This is a genomic window from Nocardioides sp. zg-1230, assembly GCF_013155335.1.
Lineage (GTDB): Bacteria > Actinomycetota > Actinomycetes > Propionibacteriales > Nocardioidaceae > Nocardioides.
The window spans coordinates 601,281-619,828 of record NZ_JABJQZ010000008.1 but is presented as its reverse complement, the minus strand read 5'-3'; the positions used below and the strand labels follow the sequence as shown (position 1 = coordinate 619,828).

The following is an 18,548-nucleotide window of genomic DNA, read 5'->3' as shown; positions in this document are numbered from 1 at the left end:
GGGGGTGCGGCGGCCGTTCCGCTGTTCAGCCGGGGGAGCGCGGGGTCTACCCTCGGCATGTGACCCAGGAACGCGCCAACAAGGCCGGGTTCGAGACGCGTGCGATCCACGCCGGCTACGAGCCCGACGCGATGACCGGGGCGGTCAACCCGCCCATCTACGCCAGCAGCACCTACAAGCAGGACGGTGTCGGCGGCCTGCGCGGCGGCTACGAGTACAGCCGCTCCGCCAACCCCACGCGTACGGCGCTCGAGGGCGCGCTCGCGGCGGTCGAGGACGGCGAGAAGGGCTTCGCCTTCGCCTCCGGCCTGGCCGCCGAGGACACCATCATCCGGGCGCTCACCCGCCCCGGCGACCACGTCGTCATCCCCGACGACGCCTACGGCGGCACGCACCGCCTCTTCGACAAGGTCGCCAAGGTCTGGGGCACCGACCACACCCCGGCGTCCGTCGCCGACACCGACGCGGTCGCCGCCGCCGTCGAGCCCGGCCGGACGAAGCTCGTGTGGGTCGAGACGCCCACCAACCCGATGCTCACCATCGGCGACATCGAGGCCCTGGCCACCGTCGCCCACGACGCCGGCGCGCTGCTCGTCGTCGACAACACCTTCGCCTCGCCCTACCTCCAGCAGCCGCTCACGCTCGGCGCCGACGTGGTGGTGCACTCGACGACGAAGTACGTCGGCGGGCACAGCGACGTCGTCGGGGGAGCGGTGGTCGTGCGCGACCTCGAGCTCGCCGAGAAGATCGGCTACCACCAGAACGCCATGGGCGCGGTGGCCGGGCCGTTCGACGCGTTCCTGACGCACCGCGGCCTCAAGACCCTCGGCGTACGCATGGACCGCCACTGCGACAACGCCGAGCGGATCGTGGCGTTCCTCGACGGCGACCCGCGGGTCGCCGAGGTCATCTACCCCGGCCTGGTCGCCCACCCCGGCCACGAGGTCGCCGCGCGCCAGATGAAGCGCTTCGGCGGCATGATCTCCTTCCGCGTCGCCGGGGGAGAGGAGCAGGCCCTCGCGGTGTGCGAGCGCGCCGAGGTGTTCACCCTCGGCGAGTCGCTCGGTGGCGTCGAGTCCCTCATCGAGCACCCCGGCCGGATGACCCACGCCAGCGTGGCCGGCACCGACCTCGAGGTCCCCGCCGACCTGGTCCGGCTCAGCGTCGGCATCGAGACCGCCGACGACCTCGTCGCCGACCTCGACCGGTCCCTGGGCTGACACGTGGACGAGGCACCCGACCCGCGCTACCTCCTGGCCAACGAGCGGACCCTCCTCGCCTATGAGCGCACCGCGATCGGCCTCGTCGTGGCGGCCGTCGGTGCCCTCAACCTGCTGGAGGGGACCTGGCCCAACGTCGCCCTCGGGATCGCCCTGCTCCTCGCGTCGGGGATGACCGCCGTCGTCGGCTGGCACCGCTACCGCCAGGCCGAGCGGGCGATCCGGACCGGGACCGACCTCACGGGCGGGATCGGCGTGCAGGCCGTCGTCCTCGGCGTCATCGCGATCATCGTGGTGGCCGCCCTGACGGTGCTGGTGTGAGCGCGGTCGTCTGCGTCGACTTCGGCTCCACCTGGACGAAGGCGGCGCTGGTCGAGCTCGGCAGCGGACAGCTCCTCGCCATCGCGAGCCACCCCACGACCCTCCCGGGCCCGGACGGCACCGGCGACGTCCTCGACGGGTACGACGCCTGCGTGGCCGCGCTCGCCGAGCAGGACCGGTGCGCCCTCGACGCCGACGTGCTCGCCTGCTCCAGCGCCGGCGGGGGCTTGCGGATCGCGGTCGTCGGCAACGAGGAGCTGGTGACGGCCGAGGCGGGCCGCCGGGTGGCGCTGTCCAGCGGCGGCAAGGTCGTGCTCGTGCTCCACGGCGGGCTCGACGACGCCAAGCACGACGAGCTCCGTGCTGCGGAGCCCGACGTGGTGCTCCTCGTTGGCGGGACCGACGGTGGCAACGCCGAGGTCCTGGAGGGCGACGCCCGCTTCCTGGCCGGCGTGCCGTGGCCGGGCCCCGTCGTCGTGGCCGGCAACATCGAGTCGCAGCCCCTGATCGCCGAGCTGCTCACCGGCTCCGGCACCCCCCACGTCCTCGCCGACAACGTCGTCCCCCGCATCGGCGTGCTCGTCCCCGACGGCGCGCGCCGCGCGATCCGCGAGATCTTCCTCAGCCACGTGATCGGCGGCAAGCACCTCAGCAGCCGCGCCGACGCGCGCGGTCGCACCTTCACCTCGATCGTGCGCGGCGCGACGCCCGACGTCGTGCTCACCGGCGTCGAGCTGCTCGCCCGCGGCCTCGACGACCAGCACCTCGGAGCCGGGGACGTCGTGGTCGTCGACGTCGGCGGCGCGACCACCGACGTGCACAGCGTCGTCGAGCTCGACCCCGAGGACAGCGGGCTCGCGCGTGAGGTCGTGGCCACCACGCCGGTGACCCGTACGGTCGAGGGCGACCTCGGCATGCGCTGGTCAGCGGTCACCACGGTCGAGGCCGCCGGGCGCGAAGACCTCGCCGACGCGGCGGCCGCCCGCCGGGCTGACACCGGCTGGGTGCCGGGCGACGCCGCCGAGCAGGACGTCGATCTCGACATCGCCGCCGCGGCCGTTCGCATCGCCCTCGAGCGCCACGCCGGGAGGAGCAAGGTGGTCGTGAGCCCCGAGGGGCGCGTCGTGGAGCGCAGCGGCAAGGACCTCCGCGAGGTCGACCTGCTGGTCGGCTCGGGCGGGGTGCTGCGCCACGGCGGCCCCGACGCCGTACGTCGTGTGCTGACGCCGGCGACCGGTGACGCCTTCGAGGGGGGCTGGCAGCTCCCGCGCGCTCCGCGGGTGGTCGTGGACCACGACTACGTGATCGCCGCCGCCGGCCTGCTGGCCCAGGACCACCCGGTCGCGGCACACCGTCTGCTGGGTGGTCTCAGGGCTGCGGGGGATCGGTAGCGTGACGGACGTGAGCGACCAGGGCAGGCCCTCACCCGACGAGCCCGGCGAGACCGAGGTGGAGTCGGGTCGACGACGCTTCTTCGCCGCCCTCGCCCGCGAGGAGGACGGTCTCACCGACCGCATCGTCGCGCAGTGGGCCCAGGGGCGAGCCGAGCGCCGCACCGAACCGGCGTTCACCACCGGGCCCTCCAACTTCAGCCGCGCGCAGGTGCCGTGGGGGCTCGACCTGGCTGCCGCCTGGTCGTGGCGCCTGATCGTCATCACCGTCGCCGCCCTCGGGTTCCTGTGGGCCATGCGGTTCTTCGCCGTCATCACCCTCCCGCTCGCGGTCTCGCTGCTGCTCGCCGCGCTCGCCACGCCGGTGGTCGTCTGGCTGCGCCGGGTCGGCCTGCCGCGTGGGCTCGCCACAGGCATCGTGATGATCCTGGGGCTGAGCACGGTCGGCCTGCTGCTCACCTTCGTCGGACAGCAGGTGGCCCAAGGTGCCAGTGACCTCGCCGATTCGGTGGTCACCGGCCTCGGGCAGGTCCGCGAGTGGCTGCGAACGGGGCCGTTCCACGTCTCCGACTCCCAGCTCGACGGCTACATCGAGCAGGTGCAGGCCGCCGTCTCCGACAGCACCGGCGCCGACGGCATGGTCACCCGGGTCACCGAGGTGGGCACCGCCGTGGGCCACATCGTGGCGGGCTTCTTCATCGTGCTGTTCTCCACCTACTTCTTCCTCGCCGACGGCGAGCGCATCTGGTCTTGGCTCGTACGCCTCGCGCCCCGGGCGGCGCGCGAGCGCGTCGACGCCTCCGGCCGCGTCGCCTGGGTGTCGCTGACCCAGTTCGTGCGGGCCACCGTCCTGGTGGCCCTCGCCGACGCGATCGGCATCATGCTCGTCGCCTGGTTCCTCGGCGTGCCGTTCGTGGTGGCCATCGGCGTGATCGTCTTCCTCGGCGCGTTCGTGCCGATGATCGGTGCCACGGTGGCGGGCCTGGTGGCGATCCTCGTCGCCCTGGTGGACCAGGGGCCGTGGACGGCGCTGCTGATGCTCGGCGGCGTGATCCTGGTCCAGCAGATCGAGGGCCACGTGCTGCAGCCGTTCCTGATGGGCCGCTTCGTGTCGCTGCACCCGCTCGGTGTCATCGTGGCGATCGGGTGTGGCGTCCTCGTGGCCGGCATCGCCGGGGCCCTGGTCGCCGTACCGCTCGCCGCGGCCGGCAACGCCGTCGCGCAGCACCTCGCCACCTACACCGAGGTCGGCGACGACGACCCCGACGGCGCCCTCGACGAGGACATCGCCCCACCTCCCAACGAGGGAGACGAGATCCACGACGACAGCCCGCTCGCGGCCCCGGCAGACCCGGACTACGCGGACAGCCACGACGACCACGAGAAGGACCCGTCATGACCGAGGAATGCTCCCTGGCCGACATCATCGCTGCGCGCGACATGCTGGAGGGCGTCACCGTCACCACGCCGATGGAGGAGTCGCGCTGGCTCTCGGCGCTGGTCGGCGGGCCGGTCTCGCTGAAGTGCGAGAACCTCCAGCGCACCGGCTCCTTCAAGTCCCGCGGCGCTTACGTCCGCATCGCGCGCCTCTCCGCCGAGGAGCGGGCCCGCGGGGTCGTCGCCGCCTCCGCCGGCAACCATGCGCAGGGCGTCGCGCTCGCGGCCTCCACCCTCGGCATCCACTCGACCGTGTTCATGCCCGAGGGGGCGCCGATCCCCAAGGAGAAGGCGACCCGCGGCTACGGCGCGGACGTCGTCTTCGAGGGCCGCTACCTCGAGGACTCGCTGGCCGCGGCGCGGCGGTTCGCCGAGGAGACCGGGGCGGTGCTGATCCATCCCTTCGACCACGTCGACATCGTCGCCGGTCAGGGCACACTGGGGCTCGAGGTCCTCGAGCAGGCGCCGGACGTTCGCACGGTGCTGGTGCCGACCGGCGGGGGCGGGCTGCTGGCCGGGGTGGCGATCGCGGTCAAGGCGCTGCGTCCGGACGTACGCGTGGTGGGCGTACAGGCCGAGGGCGCCGCCGCCTATCCCGGGTCGCTCGCGGCCGGCCACCCGGTGGCCCTGGAGTCGATGAGCACGATGGCCGACGGCATCGCGGTCGGCCGGCCCGGCGACATCACCTTCGCGGCGGTGCGCGACCATGTCGACGAGATCATCACGGTCTCCGAGGAGTCGCTCTCCCGGGCGCTGCTTGCCCTGATCGAGCGCGCCAAGCAGGTCGTCGAACCCGCCGGCGCGGCCGCCGTCGCGGCGATGCTCGACAACCCGACCGGATTCGAGACACCCGCCGTCGCGGTGCTCTCCGGCGGAAACATCGACCCGCTGCTGCTGAGCAAGGTCATCCGCCACGGCCTGGCCGCGGCCGGGCGCTACCTCTACCTCCGGGTGTGCATCCCCGATCTCCCCGGCGGCCTGGCTTCGCTCCTGGCCGAGGTCGGCGCCGAGGGCGCCAACGTGCTCGAGGTCGCGCACGAGCGGATCTCCCCGTCGCTCACCCTGAACGAGGTCGAGGTGCGCATCCAGCTCGAGACCCGCGGCGAGGCTCACGCCGAGCACCTGATGGAGCGCCTCCGCGAGCGCGGCTACCGCGTCAGCTGAGCGACGTACGCCGAAAACGCCGAGGAGCGGTGAGTGAGACACGTTCTACCGCAGAACATGTCTCACTCACCGCCCCGGCGGTGGTGAGGGTGAGGCTCAGACCTTGTAGGGCTCCGCGTCGACGACCGTCACCGACAGCTCCTTGCCGTTGGGCGCGGTGTAGGTGACCTTGTCGCCCTTGGACTTGCCGTTGATCGCGGCGCCCATCGCCGACTCGGGCGAGTAGACGTCGAGGGTGTCGCCGTCGCTGAGGTTCTCGCGGGCGCCGAGGAGGAACTTCTCGGTGTCGCCGTCGCCGAAGTCGACGGTGACGACCATGCCCGGCTCGACCACGCCGTCGTCGGGGGGCGTCTCGCCCACCTCGGCCTTGCGCAGCATGTCCTCGAGCTGGCGGATGCGGGCCTCCTGCTTGCCCTGCTCGTCCTTGGCGGCGTGGTAGCCGCCGTTCTCCTTGAGGTCGCCCTCGTCGCGGGCGGCCGAGATGCGCTCGATGATCTCCTGGCGCTTGGGCCCCTTGAGGTCGTCGAGCTCGGCCTTCAGCTTGTCGTAGGCCTCCTGGGTCAGCCAGATGGTGCCCTGGTCGGTCATGTCGGTGCTCCTGCTCACGTGGTACTGGATGCGGGTGTGCCTCAGCGCCCCCGCATCGGGTCGGTGGTGTCTTCCGTCCGATCGGAGTCGGCGCGGCGACGGACGTCGGCCAGCGCACCCGGACGGGCAGAACGTTCAGGTTAGCAAGCCTGCGGCAAAAGCGCAGGCCGACGGCTCAGCGTGGACGCGGCTGGCCGGGGGCAGTGCACCCGAGCTTCTCGACCGAGGTCGCCCGGCGCTCGGTGCGGATGACCACCTCGTTCACGCCGTCGACGGGGGTGAAGGCGAGCTCCCCGACCGCCGTCTTGTCCTCGGCCAGCGCTCGCACGCGGCAGCTGGCCTCGACGCCGTCGGCGAGGCGTACGTCGACGCGCGCCTCGACCTGGTGGTCACCGGTCACCTCGAAGGTGACGACCTCGGAGCGCACGTCGGGGCTGCCGTGGAACCATGCCGTCCAGCCCAGCCAGGTGAGCCCGACCACGGCGAGGACGACCGCCAGACCGACGGCTGCGGGACGCCGCCACCTCGCGGGTGCGCCGTAGCGGTCGGTGAGGTCGGTGGTCACGCACAGAAGCCTAAGCGGGGGCTCCTAGACTGCCGACCATGGCCCAGCCCCCCGCAGACCGGCCCGGAACCGACAAGCCTCGCGCCGGCCTCCGACTCATGCACGTCCACGCCCACCCCGACGACGAGTCGAGCAAGGGGGCCGCGTCGACGGCGAAGTACGTCGCCGAGGGCGTCGACGTCCACGTCGCCACCTGCACCGGTGGCGAGCGCGGCTCCGTGCTCAACGCCAAGATGGACCGCCCGGAGGTCTGGGAGAACATCACCGAGATCCGCCGTGAGGAGATGCACCGCGCGCGCGACATCCTGGGCATCCGTCAGGACTGGCTCGGCTTCGTCGACTCCGGCTGGCCCGAGGGTGACCCGCCGCCGCCGCTCCCGGAGGGGTGCTTCGCGCTCGTCCCGCTCGAGGAGGCGACCGAGCGCCTGGTGCGGTTGATCCGCTCGTTCCGCCCGCACGTGCTGACGACGTACGACGAGCGCGGCGGCTATCCACACCCGGACCACATCCGCTGCCACGAGGTCTCCGTTGCCGCCTATGCCGCGGCCGGCGACCCGGAGCGGTTCCCCGACGCCGGGGAGCCGTGGCAGCCGATGAAGCTCTACTACCACCACGGCTGGAGCTGGGCGAAGACCAACGCCCTCCACGAGGCGATGCTCGCCCACGACCTCGAGTCGCCCTACACCGAGCGCCTCGCCACGTGGGAGCGCGAGCCCGAGTGGGACGACCGGATCACCACGCGGGTGCCGTGCGGCGACTACTTCGGCGTCCGCGACCAGGCCCTGCTCGCGCACGCCACGCAGATCGACCCCGACGGCATGTGGTTCGCGATCCCGCGTGAGATCCAGCAGAAGACCTGGCCGACCGAGGACTACGAGCTGGTCGAGTCGACGGTCGCGAGCACGCTGCCCGAGGACGACCTGTTCGCGGGGATCCCGACGCCCGCTCCCTGACGGGCCCGACGCCTGCGCGTGGACAGGTCAGTGGGATGATGGAGCCATGCTCGACCTGCTGCTGATCGTCCTCGTCGAAGACCCGACCCCCGAGCCGACCGAGGTCAAGGCCGGGCCCCTGGGGTTCGCGGTCTGGATCTTCATGATCCTCGCGGTCGTGGTGATCGCGTTCAGCCTGGTCAAGCAGCTGCGCAAGGCCCAGGCGGCCAAGGACGCCGGCGTCTACGGCGACGAGCCGGTGCAGCGCACCGACGGGACCGACGAGACCGACGCGACGGGCTCCACGGGGTCCACCGGGTCTACCGGTTCCGCCGCCACCACCGACGAGCGCTGACCGCCCTCAGGGCCGCTCGTCAGCCCCGCTGCCCCGTCCGGGCAGCCACCAGTTCCACCCTCCGAGCAGCGTCATCGACGCCGGCAGGAGCAGCCCGCGCACGACGGTGACGTCGAGCAGCACGGCCACGGTCATGCCGACGCCGATCTCCTTGACCGCGACGAGCTCACCCAGCGCGAAGCCGAGGAAGACGATCCCGATCGCGACGGCGGCGAGGGTCACGACGGGTCCCGAGGCGGTGATGCCGGTGAGGACCGCCTCGTCGTTGAGCGCCCGCAGGTCGGCGGGGCCGTCGCGCCTGCGTCGGGGTCGTGCGACGGCCTCGTCCCACGCCTCTCGGATCCGCGCCACGAGGAAGACGTGGTAGTCCATCGACAACCCGAACGCGAACATGAACAGGAGCAGGGGAGTGGTGACGTCGAGGGCGCCCCACGAGTCGAACCCGAGCAGCGAGGATCCCCAGCCCCACTGGAAGACCGCCACGACCACACCGAGCGTCGCACCGAGGGAGAGCAGGTTGAGGGCGACGGCCTTGATCGGCACGACGACGGAGCGTGTCAGGCGGCCGAGCAGCAGGGCGGTGAGCACGGCGACGACCAGGATCGCCCAGGGGGCGCGGTCGGCGAGGGCGTCGCGGGTGTCGACCAGCTCGGCGGTGGGCCCGCCCACCAGCACGTCGACCCCGAGGTCGGCGGCACGCATCCGGCGTACGAGGTCCTGCACCTTCGGGCCGTCGTAGTCGCCCGCAGCGTCGGGCTCGGGCTCGACCAGCAGCTGGCTGACCTCGCCGGGCACGGGGTCGAAGAGCAGCACGTCGACGACGCCCGGGATGCCGGCGAGGCCGGCCATCGCGTCGGCGGTCTCCTGCGAGGTGAACCCCGCCTCGACCAGCACCGTGATCGGGGTCTCGTCCTGGTCGGGGAAGCCGCGCTCGATGGCCGCCTGCGTCAGCCGTGGCTCACTGTCCCGGGGCAGCGTGCGGGCGTCGGAGTTGCGCAGGTCGAGCGCCAGCAGCGGCGTGCTGAGGAGCAGCAGCAGGGCCGTGCACCCCAGCAGGACCGGCCACGGACGTCGCTGGGCGAACCGCGCCAGTCGCGGCAGTAGGGCGTGCGCGCTGGGAGTGCCGCCCAGCAGCCGTCGTGGCGCGGGGGCGGGGATCCGGGTGTGCGAGACCGCGACCAGCGCCGGGGCGAGGGTGAGGCCGGTCAGGGTCGCGCCCGCCACCGCGACGAGCCCGCCGACCGCCATGGGTGACAGCACCGGGTCGCGGAGCACAAGCAGTCCCGCCATCGCCGTCGCGACCGTGAGGCCCGAGACGAGGACCGTACGTCCGGACGTGGCCAGGGTGCGGCCCAGCACGTCGGCGACCTCGGTGCCGCGCGACGCCGCTGCCCGCTCCTCACGGAAGCGTCCGAGGACCAGCAGGGCGTAGTCGACGGCCAGGCCGAGGCCGAGGAGGGTGACGACGTTGACGGCGTACTCGCTCACCGGGGTCAGGCGGGCCATGCCCGCGAGGGCCAGCAGGGCCACGCTGACCGAGCCGAGCGCGGTGACGACGGGGAGCAGCCCGACGACGAGCCCGCCCAGGGCGAGCGCCAGGACGACGACCAGCACGAGGATCGCGACGCCCTCACCGCGGGCGGCGTCCTGCACCGCTTGCTCCCCGAACGCCTCCTCCGCGAGCAGCGGCCCGCCGACCAGCACCTCGGGCATGCCGACCAGCTGCAGCGTCTCCTCGATTTCCGCGGCCGCAGCGAGGGCGCGGTCGCGGTCGACGGTGTGGTCGATCTCGACGGTGACGATCGTGCCGGTGCGGTCGGGCTTGACGAGGTCCTGCGCGCCGGTGGTCCACGGGTCGCGCACCTCGACGACGTCGGGCAGGTCGCGCACGTCGTGCAGCACCCGGGTGGCCTGGTCGATCAGGTCGACGCCGTAGATGTCGGCCCCCGAGAGCACGGCGACCACCAGCTCGCCCTCGGGGTCGGTGTCCTCGAGGAGCCGGGCCACCTGGGCCGACTGGGCGTCGTCACGCAGCGGGTCGGGGGCCTCGGCGACGTCGAAGACCGAGCCACCGAGGACGGCGCCGAGGACGACGAGCGCCGCCCAGGCCACGAGGACCGGGCGTCGCCACCGGTGCAGCAGCCGTCCCAGGTCGTCGAGCACAGGCGTGACTGTAACGGGGGTCACCTCTTTTGCCGAACGGCAGGCAAAAGTTGTTCACAAACCAGCGGATGGGACCTAAGGTGAGCCAGGTCACATCACCCCCGACGCGCGTGCTGCCGTCCGGGTCACCAGGAGGTTCAGGTGTCGAAGTCCTCGTCCAACCCTCGACCGCGCACAGGCGACGCGCGGTCCCGTCGTCCGTCCCGCTGGGGCGCGGCGGGCCTGGCCACGGCCGTGGCGGCCAGCATCGTCGCGGCCGTGCCGAGCGCGTCGTCCGCGATCCCCGCAGGCGACGAGCCCGGCGTCACCATGCGCGCCTACCAGCTCGGTCAGGGCATCTCCGAGCTCTGCACGCTCAAGTCCGGTCAGACGCCCAACGTCGACCTGCTCAAGCAGACGATCGACTGGCGCTCGCCCGCCGACTTCGGCGGCCTCGAGAACGACTTCGTCGTCGAGGCGCTGGCCACCCTCAGCGTGGAGACCACCGGCACGTACGCGTTCCGCCTGACCAGCGACGACGGCTCGCGGCTGCAGATCGACGACCAGGTCGTGGTCGACCACGACGGCCTGCACGGCGACACCGCCATGGAGGGCAGCTTCACCCTGAACGCGGGCAGCGAGCACGACCTTCGCCTCGACTACTTCGAGGCCGGTGGCGGCGAGCGGCTCACGCTCGAGTGGATGCCTCCGGGCTCGAGCGCGTTCACGGTCGTGCCCAGCACCGCCCTCAGCACCGAGGCCGACGTCACGCGCGTGACCGCGCCGGGCTTCAAGCAGTGCGAGGGGCAGGACGACTCCGCCGGCGACGGCCTCCAGCTCGCCGGCGTCAACCCGGCGTACGACCTCGTCAACCTGCGCCCCGACGGCTTCGAGCCGCAGGTCACCGGCCTCGAGTGGGACGGCGAGGACCTCCTCGTCCTCACCTGGGGTGGCAACGGCAACGATCAGGGCAACGTCGAGCTCGGCGAGCTCCACCGCCTCAGCGGCGTCCAGGACGCGGCCTCGCCCGCCGACGTGACGCGCACCCGGATTGCCAGCGGTCTGAAGGAGCCGCAGGGCATCTCGGTGGTCGACGGCGAGATCTACATCTCCGAGAAGACCGGCCTGATCAAGCTGACCGAGGAGGACGCCCAGGGCGTCTTCCAGAGCCAGGAGCAGGTCGCGGAGTATCCCTTCGACGGCAACTTCCACGAGTTCGGCTTCGGCATGCTCTACGACGAGGCCACCGGCAAGTTCCACGTGAACCTGTCGGTCTCGATCAACCTCGGTGGGGCCACCACCGTGCCGCAGGGCTCCTACGACCGTGGCACCCACATCACCATCGACAAGGCGACCGGCGAGATCGACCACGTCGCCGGTGGCCTCCGCACCCCGCACGGCATGGGCTGGGGCGCCGACGGCGAGATCTTCGTGACCGACAACCAGGGCGGCTGGCTGCCCGCGTCCAAGCTCATCGAGATCAAGCCGGGTGAGTTCTACAACCACTTCACCACCGAGCCCGACGGCTCTCCTGGCCGCTTCGACGACCAGCCGGTGACCAAGCCCGTCCTGTGGATGCCGCAGAACGAGATCGCGAACTCCCCGAGCACCCCCGTCATCGTCGAGGAAGGCCCCTACGCGGGCCAGATGTTCATCGGCGACGTGACCTACGGCGGCCTGCAGCGCGCCGACCTCGAGAAGGTGGACGGCCGCTACCAAGGCGCCCTCTTCCGGATGACGCAGGGCCTCGAGGCCGGTGTCAGCCGCGTGCTCAAGGCGCCCAACGGCTCGCTGGTCGTCGGCGGCCTCGGCGCCGGCGGCAACTGGGGCCAGACCGGCAAGCTGCGTTACGGCCTGCAGAAGCTCGACCTCAGCGGTGACGTGCCCTTCGACATGGAGTCGATGGACGTCGTCGAGGGCGGCTTCGAGATCACCTACACCCAGCCGCTCTCCGCCGCGACGCTCGAGGGCCTCGCGTCGAAGTACCAGCTCGAGCAGTGGCGTTACCGCGCGACCGCGCAGTACGGCGGGCCGAAGCTCGATGAGGAGAGCCTCACCGTCACCAGTGCGACGGCCAGCGAGGACGGTCGTACGGTCACCCTCCAGGTCGCCGGCATGAAGCCCGACCGGGTCGTCCACCTGCGCTCGCCGCGCCCGTTCGCGTCCGCGTCGGACGAGACGCTGTGGAGCACCGAGGCCTGGTACACCCTCAACAGCTACCCCGGCTACGTCGCCGAGGAGCCGGAGCCCGCTCCGGACGGCATCTACGAGCTCGAGGACGGTGAGCTGTCCGGCAGCGCCGGCATCGACACCGAGCACGCCGGCTACACCGGGTCCGGCTTCGTCGACGGCATCCAGACCATCGGGTCCGGCAGTGCGGTCGAGGTCGTGGCGCCCGAGGCGGGCACCTACGACCTGCAAATCCGCTACGCCAACGGCCCGAACCCGAGCCCGAACCAGACCAAGAAGATGAGCCTCTACATCGGCGAGGAGCGTCAGCAGGTCGCGCTGCCGCCGTTCGCCGACTGGAAGACCTGGGGCACCTTCACCGTCAGTGTCGACCTGCCGGCCGGCGCCACCCGCGTCGAGATCGTCTACGAGCAGGGCGACGACGGACACGTCAACCTCGACCACGTGAAGCTCGTTGACCCGACCGCCGGTCGCGTCGAGGCCGAGGACGGCACCATCACCGGTGAGGGCAACCGCGTGCAGACCGAGCACGCTGGCTACAGCGGCACCGGCTACGTAGGTGGCTTCGAGAACGACGGCACCGCGGTGACCTTCGACGTGACGGCCACGATGGCCGGCTTCCACGCGATCGAGCTCGGTTACGCCAACGGCCCCAACCCACAGGCCGGCCAGACCAAGGACATGTCGCTCTACGTCAACGACACCTTCGTCAAGAAGCTGGCCCTGCCGCCGGCCGACTCGTGGAAGACCTGGCTGACGTTCCAGGACCAGGTCGAGCTCGAGGCGGGTGAGAACGTCATCAAGATCGCCCGCGACCCGGGCGACGACGGCAACGTCAACCTCGACTACCTCACGCTCGGTGAGCGCCTGGCCTGTGCGCCGGGTGAGGCGCCGGGTGCTGACGACGAGTTCGACGGCGACACCCTGGACACCTGCCGGTGGAGCACCATCCTCAACAAGACGTCGAACGGCGTCGCGGTGACCGATGGCCAGCTGCGCATCAACGCCCAGGCCGGTGACCTGTCTGGTGGCGCGGTCGACGCGAAGAACATGGTCCTCCAGGCCTCGCCCGCCGAGGGTCCCTGGGCTGCCACCACGCAGCTCACGATGACGGGCACCGACGACTACCTCCAGGGTGGTCTGGTCGCGTGGACCGACGCCAGCAACTACGCCAAGCTCGTGGCGATGCAGAGGCCCGAGGGCAACTGGGTGCTCGAGCTGGGTCGCCGGATCAACGGCGACATGGTCTACACCAACGCCGACCTGCCCGAGGGCGCCGCTCCCGACCAGCTGCAGCTGCAGCTGGTCTCGACCGGCACGTCGATCCAGGGCCGGTGGTCGACCGACCAGGGCGCGACGTGGCAGTCGATGGGCGCGGGCTACCCGTCCACGGGACTGGTCGCACCCAAGATCGGTGTCGCCGCCTACAACGGCACCGGCAGCCAGGTCGGCGTGTTCGACTGGTTCCGCGTCAGCGACGACCCGGTCATCGAGCCCGACACCTGCGAGGCAACCGCTGCCGACCCGGGCTACCGCATGCTGTTCGACGGCACCGCGGAGAGCCTCGAGGACTGGAACATGGCCGGTCCCGGCCTGTTCACCCGTGAGCCCGACTGCACGATCAAGGGCAACGGCGGCATGGGGCTGCTCTGGCACTCCGAGCCGCTCGAGGGTGACTACTCCTTGCAGCTGGACTGGAAGCTCATCAAGGACGACAACGGTGGTGTCTTCATCGGGTTCCCCGACCCGGGCGACGACCCGTGGGTCGCGGTGAACCAGGGCTACGAGATCCAGATCGACGCCACGGACGCCGACGACCGCACGACCGGTGCGATCTACACGTTCCAGGGCGCCGACGAGGAGGCCCGTGACGCCGCGCTCAACCCGGTCAACGAGTGGAACCACTACGAGATCCGGGTCGAGGGCAAGCGCATCCGCGTCTACCTCAACGACGTGCTGGTGAACGACTTCACCAGCACCGACGACAACCGGCTCAAGTGGCCGTCGTACCTCGGCCTCCAGAACCACGGTGGCGGCGAGACCGTCTTCTACCGCGACGTCCAGGTCAAGGAGCTCGCCGACCCGGAGAACCTGCCGTCCGAGGTGACCGTCTCCGCGCCGGAGGAGGTCGAGACCGGGAAGACGGCTGAGGTCGTGGTCGAGGTCGGCTCGGCCGCCGAGGCGTCGCCCACCGGTGAGGTGGTGTTGTCGGTCGACGGCACCGACCTGCCGGCGGTGGAGCTCGAGGACGGGAAGGCGACCTTCGAGGTCGGCCCGTTCGAGTCCGCGGGAACGGTCGAGCTCGTGGCGGCGTACGCCGGTGACCTGGCCACAGACGCGGGCACCGGGACGGCGCAGATGGAGGTCGTGGAGTCCGAGCCGGAGCCGGTTCCGTCCACCGTCGAGGTGGTTGCTCCGGAGGAGGTCGAGACCGGGAAGACGGCTGAGGTCGTGGTCGAGGTCAGCTCGGCCGCCGAGGCGTCGCCCACCGGTGAGGTGGTGCTGTCGGTCGACGGCACCGACCTGCCGGCGGTGGAGCTCGAGGACGGGAAGGCGACCTTCGAGGTCGGTCCGTTCGGGGCCCCGAAGACCGTCGAGCTGGTCGCGGACTACGCCGGCGACGCGGCAACCGACCCCGGCCAGGGGACGGCACAGATGAAGGTCGTGACGCCGGCACCCGTGCCGACGCCCGACCCGACCACGCCGCCGACCACGCCGCCCGGTCCGCCGCCCACCACGCCTCCCGGTCCGCCGCCCACCACGCCTCCCGTGCCGCCGGTGCCTCCGGTCGACACCCCCGTGGTGGACGTCCCGAGGGGTGGCAAGGTCGACGCGACGAAGAACCGTCGCAAGGCCAGGCTGGTGCTCCGGTGCGACTCGGTCGCGTGTGAGGGCAAGGTCGTGCTGAAGACGCGCGGCAAGGACGGCAAGCGCCTCGGAGCCGGCGCGTTCGACCTCGACGTCCGCGAGAAGGGCAAGGTCATCGTCGAGCTCAACAAGCGCGCGCGCGCCAAGCTGGGCAAGAAGGCGAACGTGAAGGCCGTCCTGGTCGTCCGCTTCGAGGACGGCAGCACCCAGCGGGTCAAGGTCCGCCTGAAGCGCTGACCCTCCGCTCGTCCCAGACGGCCCGCCCTCCTGCTGGAGGGCGGGCCGTCGTCATTCCCGCCCCGACCGGGATACCTGAGGACGCCTTGGTCGCGATGTAGTCCCAGATCCGATCACGACGTCCTCAGATACCGGAGTCTGCGAGCGTGACCAGGGGTGCGGGTCAGCGCCTGACCACCCGGACCAGGCAGTCCCAGGCCGTACGCCGCTCCTCGCCGCCGTGGGTGTTTCGATCTGCCGTCAGCCTCCCGCTTGCCAGGCGCGGTGAGTCACCGGATATCGGTGACTCCCGCGACAGCGTGGAACATCCGAGCCGCCAGGTGACCTGGATCCTCCACGATGTCGGCGGGCCGTCGTCGTACGTCAGCGCCTGACCACCCGGACCAGGCAGTCCCAGGCCGCACGCCGCTCCTCGCCGCCGTGGCCGTCGTCCGCGGTGACCTCGCGGGCGACGCGCTCGGCACGCAGCACCTCGACGTCGAGGTCGGCGAGGTCGCCGACGACGTCGTCGGCGGTCATCAGCACCGCCGGGTCCTGCGGTCCGCCGGTCCCCTCGGTGAGGTTGGTCGAGTCGTGGGCGACCAGCAGGAAGGTCCCGCCGGGGCGCAGCATCGCGACGGCGTTGCGCACGGCTCGCCGCCGGTCGGGGGCGGGCACCTGCAGGTAGGCGACGACCACCAGGTCCACCGGCTGCTCCGGCTGCCACGCGGTCGCGTCGGCGCGCACCCAGGTGACGTCGATGCCTCGGGGGTCGTCCGCGGCCAGGCGGGCCCCCTTGTCGAGGGCGACCTGCGAGAAGTCCACCGCGGTCGCCGACCAGCCGCGGGCGGCCAGCCAGATGGCGTTTCGGCCCTCGCCGGCGGCAAGGTCCACCGCGCTGCCCGGAGGCAGGTCGGCGAGCTCGGCGGCGACGAACTGGTTGGGCTCGCGCGACCAGACCAGGTCGCTGGCGGCGTAGCGATCGTCCCAGGCATGTGCGTCCATGCCCAGCAGGGTAGGCCCGGGGGGCTGCCTCAGCCCATGGCCACGAGGCGCAGCACCCGGGACTCCTCCGGGTGCATGACCGGGAGCGCGATACCCGACGTCGCCAGCACACGGCCGCTCAGCTCGGCGCCGTCGGCCGACCAGCCGCCCGTCATGTCGGCTCCGACGCCGCGAGGCATCTCCTCGGCCAGGCGGTAGTGCCGGTCCGGGTCGAGACCCGCGAGCCTGAGGGGAGCCGGGTGCTGGGTCGAGGTCGCCGCCACCGTCGCCACGACGTACCACGCCTCCGAGCGGTCCTCGCCCACGATGCCGGTGACCAGGACCGCGGGGTCGGGGTGGTCGGGGTGGACGAGGGTGCCGGAGCCGATGAGGGGCCGCACGCGCTTGTGCAGCTCGATCCACTCCCGCAGCTCGGTGCGGGTGGCCTCGTCGACGCGCGAGACGTCCCACTCGATGCCGAACCAGTGCAGCAGGGCGGTGGCGGCGCGGTAGCGAAGCGTGTGAGTCCGGCCCGTGGTGTGCGACGTCGCGCCGCCGACGTGGGACCCGATCAGCTCGGGCGGCACCAGCAGCGACGTCCACCGCTGGAGGTGCTGGCGCTCGAGGGCGTCGATGGTGTCGCTCGGCCAGATCCGGTCGGTGCGGGCCAGCACCTCGGCATCGACGCGCCCGCCGCCCGACGCGCACGACTCGATCTCGAGCCCGGGGTGCGCGTCGCGCAGCTCGTCGAGCAGCCGGTAGAACGCCCGCGTCTGCCCGTGCACGGCCGGCCGGGCGTCGTGGGTGGCGTCGGTGAGGTCGCGGTTGTGGTCCCACTTGAGGTAGGCGATGTCGAGCTCGTCGAGCAGCGCGAGGAGGGCGGCGCGCAGGTCGTCGTACGCGCCCCGGTCCTGCAGGTCGAGCACCTGCTGCTGGCGCCACTCCGGAGGCGCGGCGGCTCGGCCGCGCAGCACCCGCTCCGGGTGCCGCCGCGCGGTCTCGGAGTCGAGGTTGACCATCTCCGGCTCCACCCAGAGCCCGAACTCCATGCCGCGACCCTTGACGTGCTCGACCAGCGGGCCCAACCCGTGCGGCCAGACCTCGGGGTCCACCGTCCAGTCGCCCAGACCGGCGGTGTCGTCGCGGCGACCGAGGAACCAGCCGTCGTCGAGGACGAACCGCTCGACCCCGACGGCTGCCGCAGCGTCGGCGAGCTCGGCGACCCGTTCGAGGCGATGGTCGAAGTAGACCGCCTCCCACGAGTTGGCGATGACCGGCCGCTCGGTCCGGGCGCGCGGCGTGACCGAGCGGAGGTGGGCGTGGAACCGGTGGCTCATCGCGTCGAGGCCGTGTCCGGACCAGGAGCCGAGCACCCGCGGCGCGTCGTAGGACTCGCCCGGGGCCAGGACGACCTCGCCGGGGTCGAGGAGCTCGCCCCCGCCGATCAGGCACTCGCCCTCGGGCGTGCGCTCGGCGTAGTGGGTGTGGTTGCCGCTCCAGGCGGTGTGCAGGGCCCACACCTCGCCGGTGCCGAAGGTGAAGCCGGGCGTCCCGGCGACCATGACCAGCGTGGCGTCGTGACCGGTGCGGCCGTGGTGGGCGTCGCGCCGGTGGGTGCCCTGCACCCACGGGTGGCGCTGGGGGGTGCGCTCCTTGGTCCACCGGCCGGTCAGGTCCAGCAGCTCGGTCGCCTGGGCGCCGACGGGCAGCGCGGTCAGGACCGAGGCGAGGTGGAGGTCTCCGTCGGCGGTGTTGGTCACCGACGTACGTGCGTGCAGCAGCCCGCCGTCGTCCAGCGCCAGCTCGACGCGGACGGACCAGCCCGCCTCGTCGTCGGTCGACGTGCAGGTGACGCGTGCGTCGTCGACGGCCACCTCCCACTCGACCAGGCTCGGCGTTGCGGCGCGGGCGTTGCCGCCGACGCGGTGGCCGGACAGCGCCGGCGTGCCGGCGTAGCCGCGGGTGCGGTCGGGCACCAGGCCGGTCGTACGGGGCCCGTCGAACGCCGAGTGCGAGGCGCCGGGCCGCCGGGCGGCCGTCAGCCCGACCAGCTCGGCCGCGCCGAGGTCGCCGAGCGGTGCTCCCCAGTGCACGATGCGCGGGATGCCGCGGTCGTCGCGGGCCAGCACCAGGCTGACGCCGCCCCGAGTGAGGTGGACGGGATCGGTGCTCACG

Annotated in this window: 13 protein-coding genes; 8 read left to right on the top strand and 5 right to left on the bottom strand. The window is 72.1% G+C overall.

Annotated features, from left to right (window positions below):
* The first annotated feature begins 59 nt into the window (after window positions 1–59).
* From HOO61_RS22295 to ilvA, 5 genes are read left to right on the top strand one after another with little or no spacing between them, the layout of a single operon-like run.
* Window positions 60–1,220, top strand: coding sequence for a cystathionine gamma-synthase (locus HOO61_RS22295; RefSeq protein ID WP_172261996.1), 1,161 nt, complete (start codon window positions 60–62; stop codon window positions 1,218–1,220).
* A gap of 3 nt (window positions 1,221–1,223) precedes the next feature.
* Complete coding sequence (locus tag HOO61_RS25095; RefSeq protein ID WP_172261994.1) at window positions 1,224–1,541, top strand: DUF202 domain-containing protein; 318 nt, start codon at window positions 1,224–1,226, stop codon at window positions 1,539–1,541.
* A complete protein-coding gene (locus tag HOO61_RS22285) occupies window positions 1,538–2,932 on the top strand; it encodes a glutamate mutase L (RefSeq protein WP_172261992.1) in 1,395 nt (464 codons plus the stop codon). Before HOO61_RS25095 ends, HOO61_RS22285 begins: the two co-directional genes overlap by 4 nt.
* A 10-nt stretch (window positions 2,933–2,942) precedes the next feature.
* On the top strand, window positions 2,943–4,331 hold the full coding sequence (locus HOO61_RS22280; RefSeq protein ID WP_367650281.1) for an AI-2E family transporter: 1,389 nt from the start codon (window positions 2,943–2,945) through the stop codon (window positions 4,329–4,331).
* The gene (gene ilvA, locus HOO61_RS22275) at window positions 4,328–5,533 is read left to right on the top strand and encodes a threonine ammonia-lyase (protein WP_172261988.1); all 1,206 of its coding nucleotides are present in this window, start codon (window positions 4,328–4,330) and stop codon (window positions 5,531–5,533) included. Before HOO61_RS22280 ends, ilvA begins: the two co-directional genes overlap by 4 nt.
* A gap of 96 nt (window positions 5,534–5,629) precedes the next feature.
* On the opposite strand, the gene greA is transcribed toward ilvA, so the two are convergent.
* On the bottom strand, window positions 5,630–6,121 hold the full coding sequence (gene greA, locus HOO61_RS22270; RefSeq protein WP_172261986.1) for a transcription elongation factor GreA: 492 nt from the start codon (window positions 6,119–6,121) through the stop codon (window positions 5,630–5,632).
* Window positions 6,122–6,296: 175 nt separating this feature from the next.
* On the bottom strand, window positions 6,297–6,686 hold the full coding sequence (locus tag HOO61_RS22265; protein WP_172261984.1) for a DUF4307 domain-containing protein: 390 nt from the start codon (window positions 6,684–6,686) through the stop codon (window positions 6,297–6,299).
* Between the two features lie 38 nt (window positions 6,687–6,724).
* Here HOO61_RS22265 and mca point away from each other — a divergent pair, with 38 nt between their 5' ends.
* Both mca and HOO61_RS22255 read left to right on the top strand, forming a co-directional pair.
* Window positions 6,725–7,639: a mycothiol conjugate amidase Mca gene (mca, locus tag HOO61_RS22260; protein ID WP_172261982.1), complete on the top strand. Its 915-nt coding sequence runs from the start codon at window positions 6,725–6,727 to the stop codon at window positions 7,637–7,639.
* A 46-nt stretch (window positions 7,640–7,685) separates the two neighbouring features.
* Window positions 7,686–7,973 (top strand): hypothetical protein, encoded by a 288-nt coding sequence (locus HOO61_RS22255; RefSeq protein WP_172261980.1) that lies wholly within the window; start codon window positions 7,686–7,688, stop codon window positions 7,971–7,973.
* A 6-nt stretch (window positions 7,974–7,979) separates the two neighbouring features.
* Here HOO61_RS22255 and HOO61_RS22250 read toward each other — a convergent pair whose 3' ends face one another.
* Window positions 7,980–10,136, bottom strand: a complete 2,157-nt coding sequence (locus tag HOO61_RS22250) for an MMPL family transporter (protein WP_172261978.1) — start codon at window positions 10,134–10,136, stop codon at window positions 7,980–7,982.
* Between the two features lie 141 nt (window positions 10,137–10,277).
* Here HOO61_RS22250 and HOO61_RS22245 point away from each other — a divergent pair, with 141 nt between their 5' ends.
* Complete coding sequence (locus HOO61_RS22245) at window positions 10,278–15,410, top strand: family 16 glycoside hydrolase (protein ID WP_172261976.1); 5,133 nt, start codon at window positions 10,278–10,280, stop codon at window positions 15,408–15,410.
* A 363-nt stretch (window positions 15,411–15,773) separates the two neighbouring features.
* On the opposite strand, the gene HOO61_RS22240 is transcribed toward HOO61_RS22245, so the two are convergent.
* Together HOO61_RS22240 and HOO61_RS22235 are read right to left on the bottom strand one after the other, a co-directional pair.
* Window positions 15,774–16,394 carry a class I SAM-dependent methyltransferase gene (locus HOO61_RS22240; protein ID WP_172261974.1) on the bottom strand — a complete coding sequence of 207 codons (621 nt, stop codon included), beginning with the start codon at window positions 16,392–16,394 and terminating at the stop codon, window positions 15,774–15,776.
* A gap of 29 nt (window positions 16,395–16,423) precedes the next feature.
* Entirely contained in the window at window positions 16,424–18,547 is a 2,124-nt protein-coding gene (locus tag HOO61_RS22235) for an alpha-galactosidase (RefSeq protein WP_367650280.1), read from the bottom strand.
* Window position 18,548: the final 1 nt, after the last annotated feature.

Coding starts and splice junctions, on each gene's coding strand:
- ilvA (WP_172261988.1), top strand. CDS start 4,328: ATGACCGAGGAATGCTCCCTGGCCGACATCATCGCTGCGCGCGACATG.
- greA (WP_172261986.1), bottom strand. CDS start 6,121: ATGACCGACCAGGGCACCATCTGGCTGACCCAGGAGGCCTACGACAAG.
- mca (WP_172261982.1), top strand. CDS start 6,725: ATGGCCCAGCCCCCCGCAGACCGGCCCGGAACCGACAAGCCTCGCGCC.
- HOO61_RS22255 (WP_172261980.1), top strand. CDS start 7,686: ATGCTCGACCTGCTGCTGATCGTCCTCGTCGAAGACCCGACCCCCGAG.
- HOO61_RS22240 (WP_172261974.1), bottom strand. CDS start 16,394: ATGGACGCACATGCCTGGGACGATCGCTACGCCGCCAGCGACCTGGTC.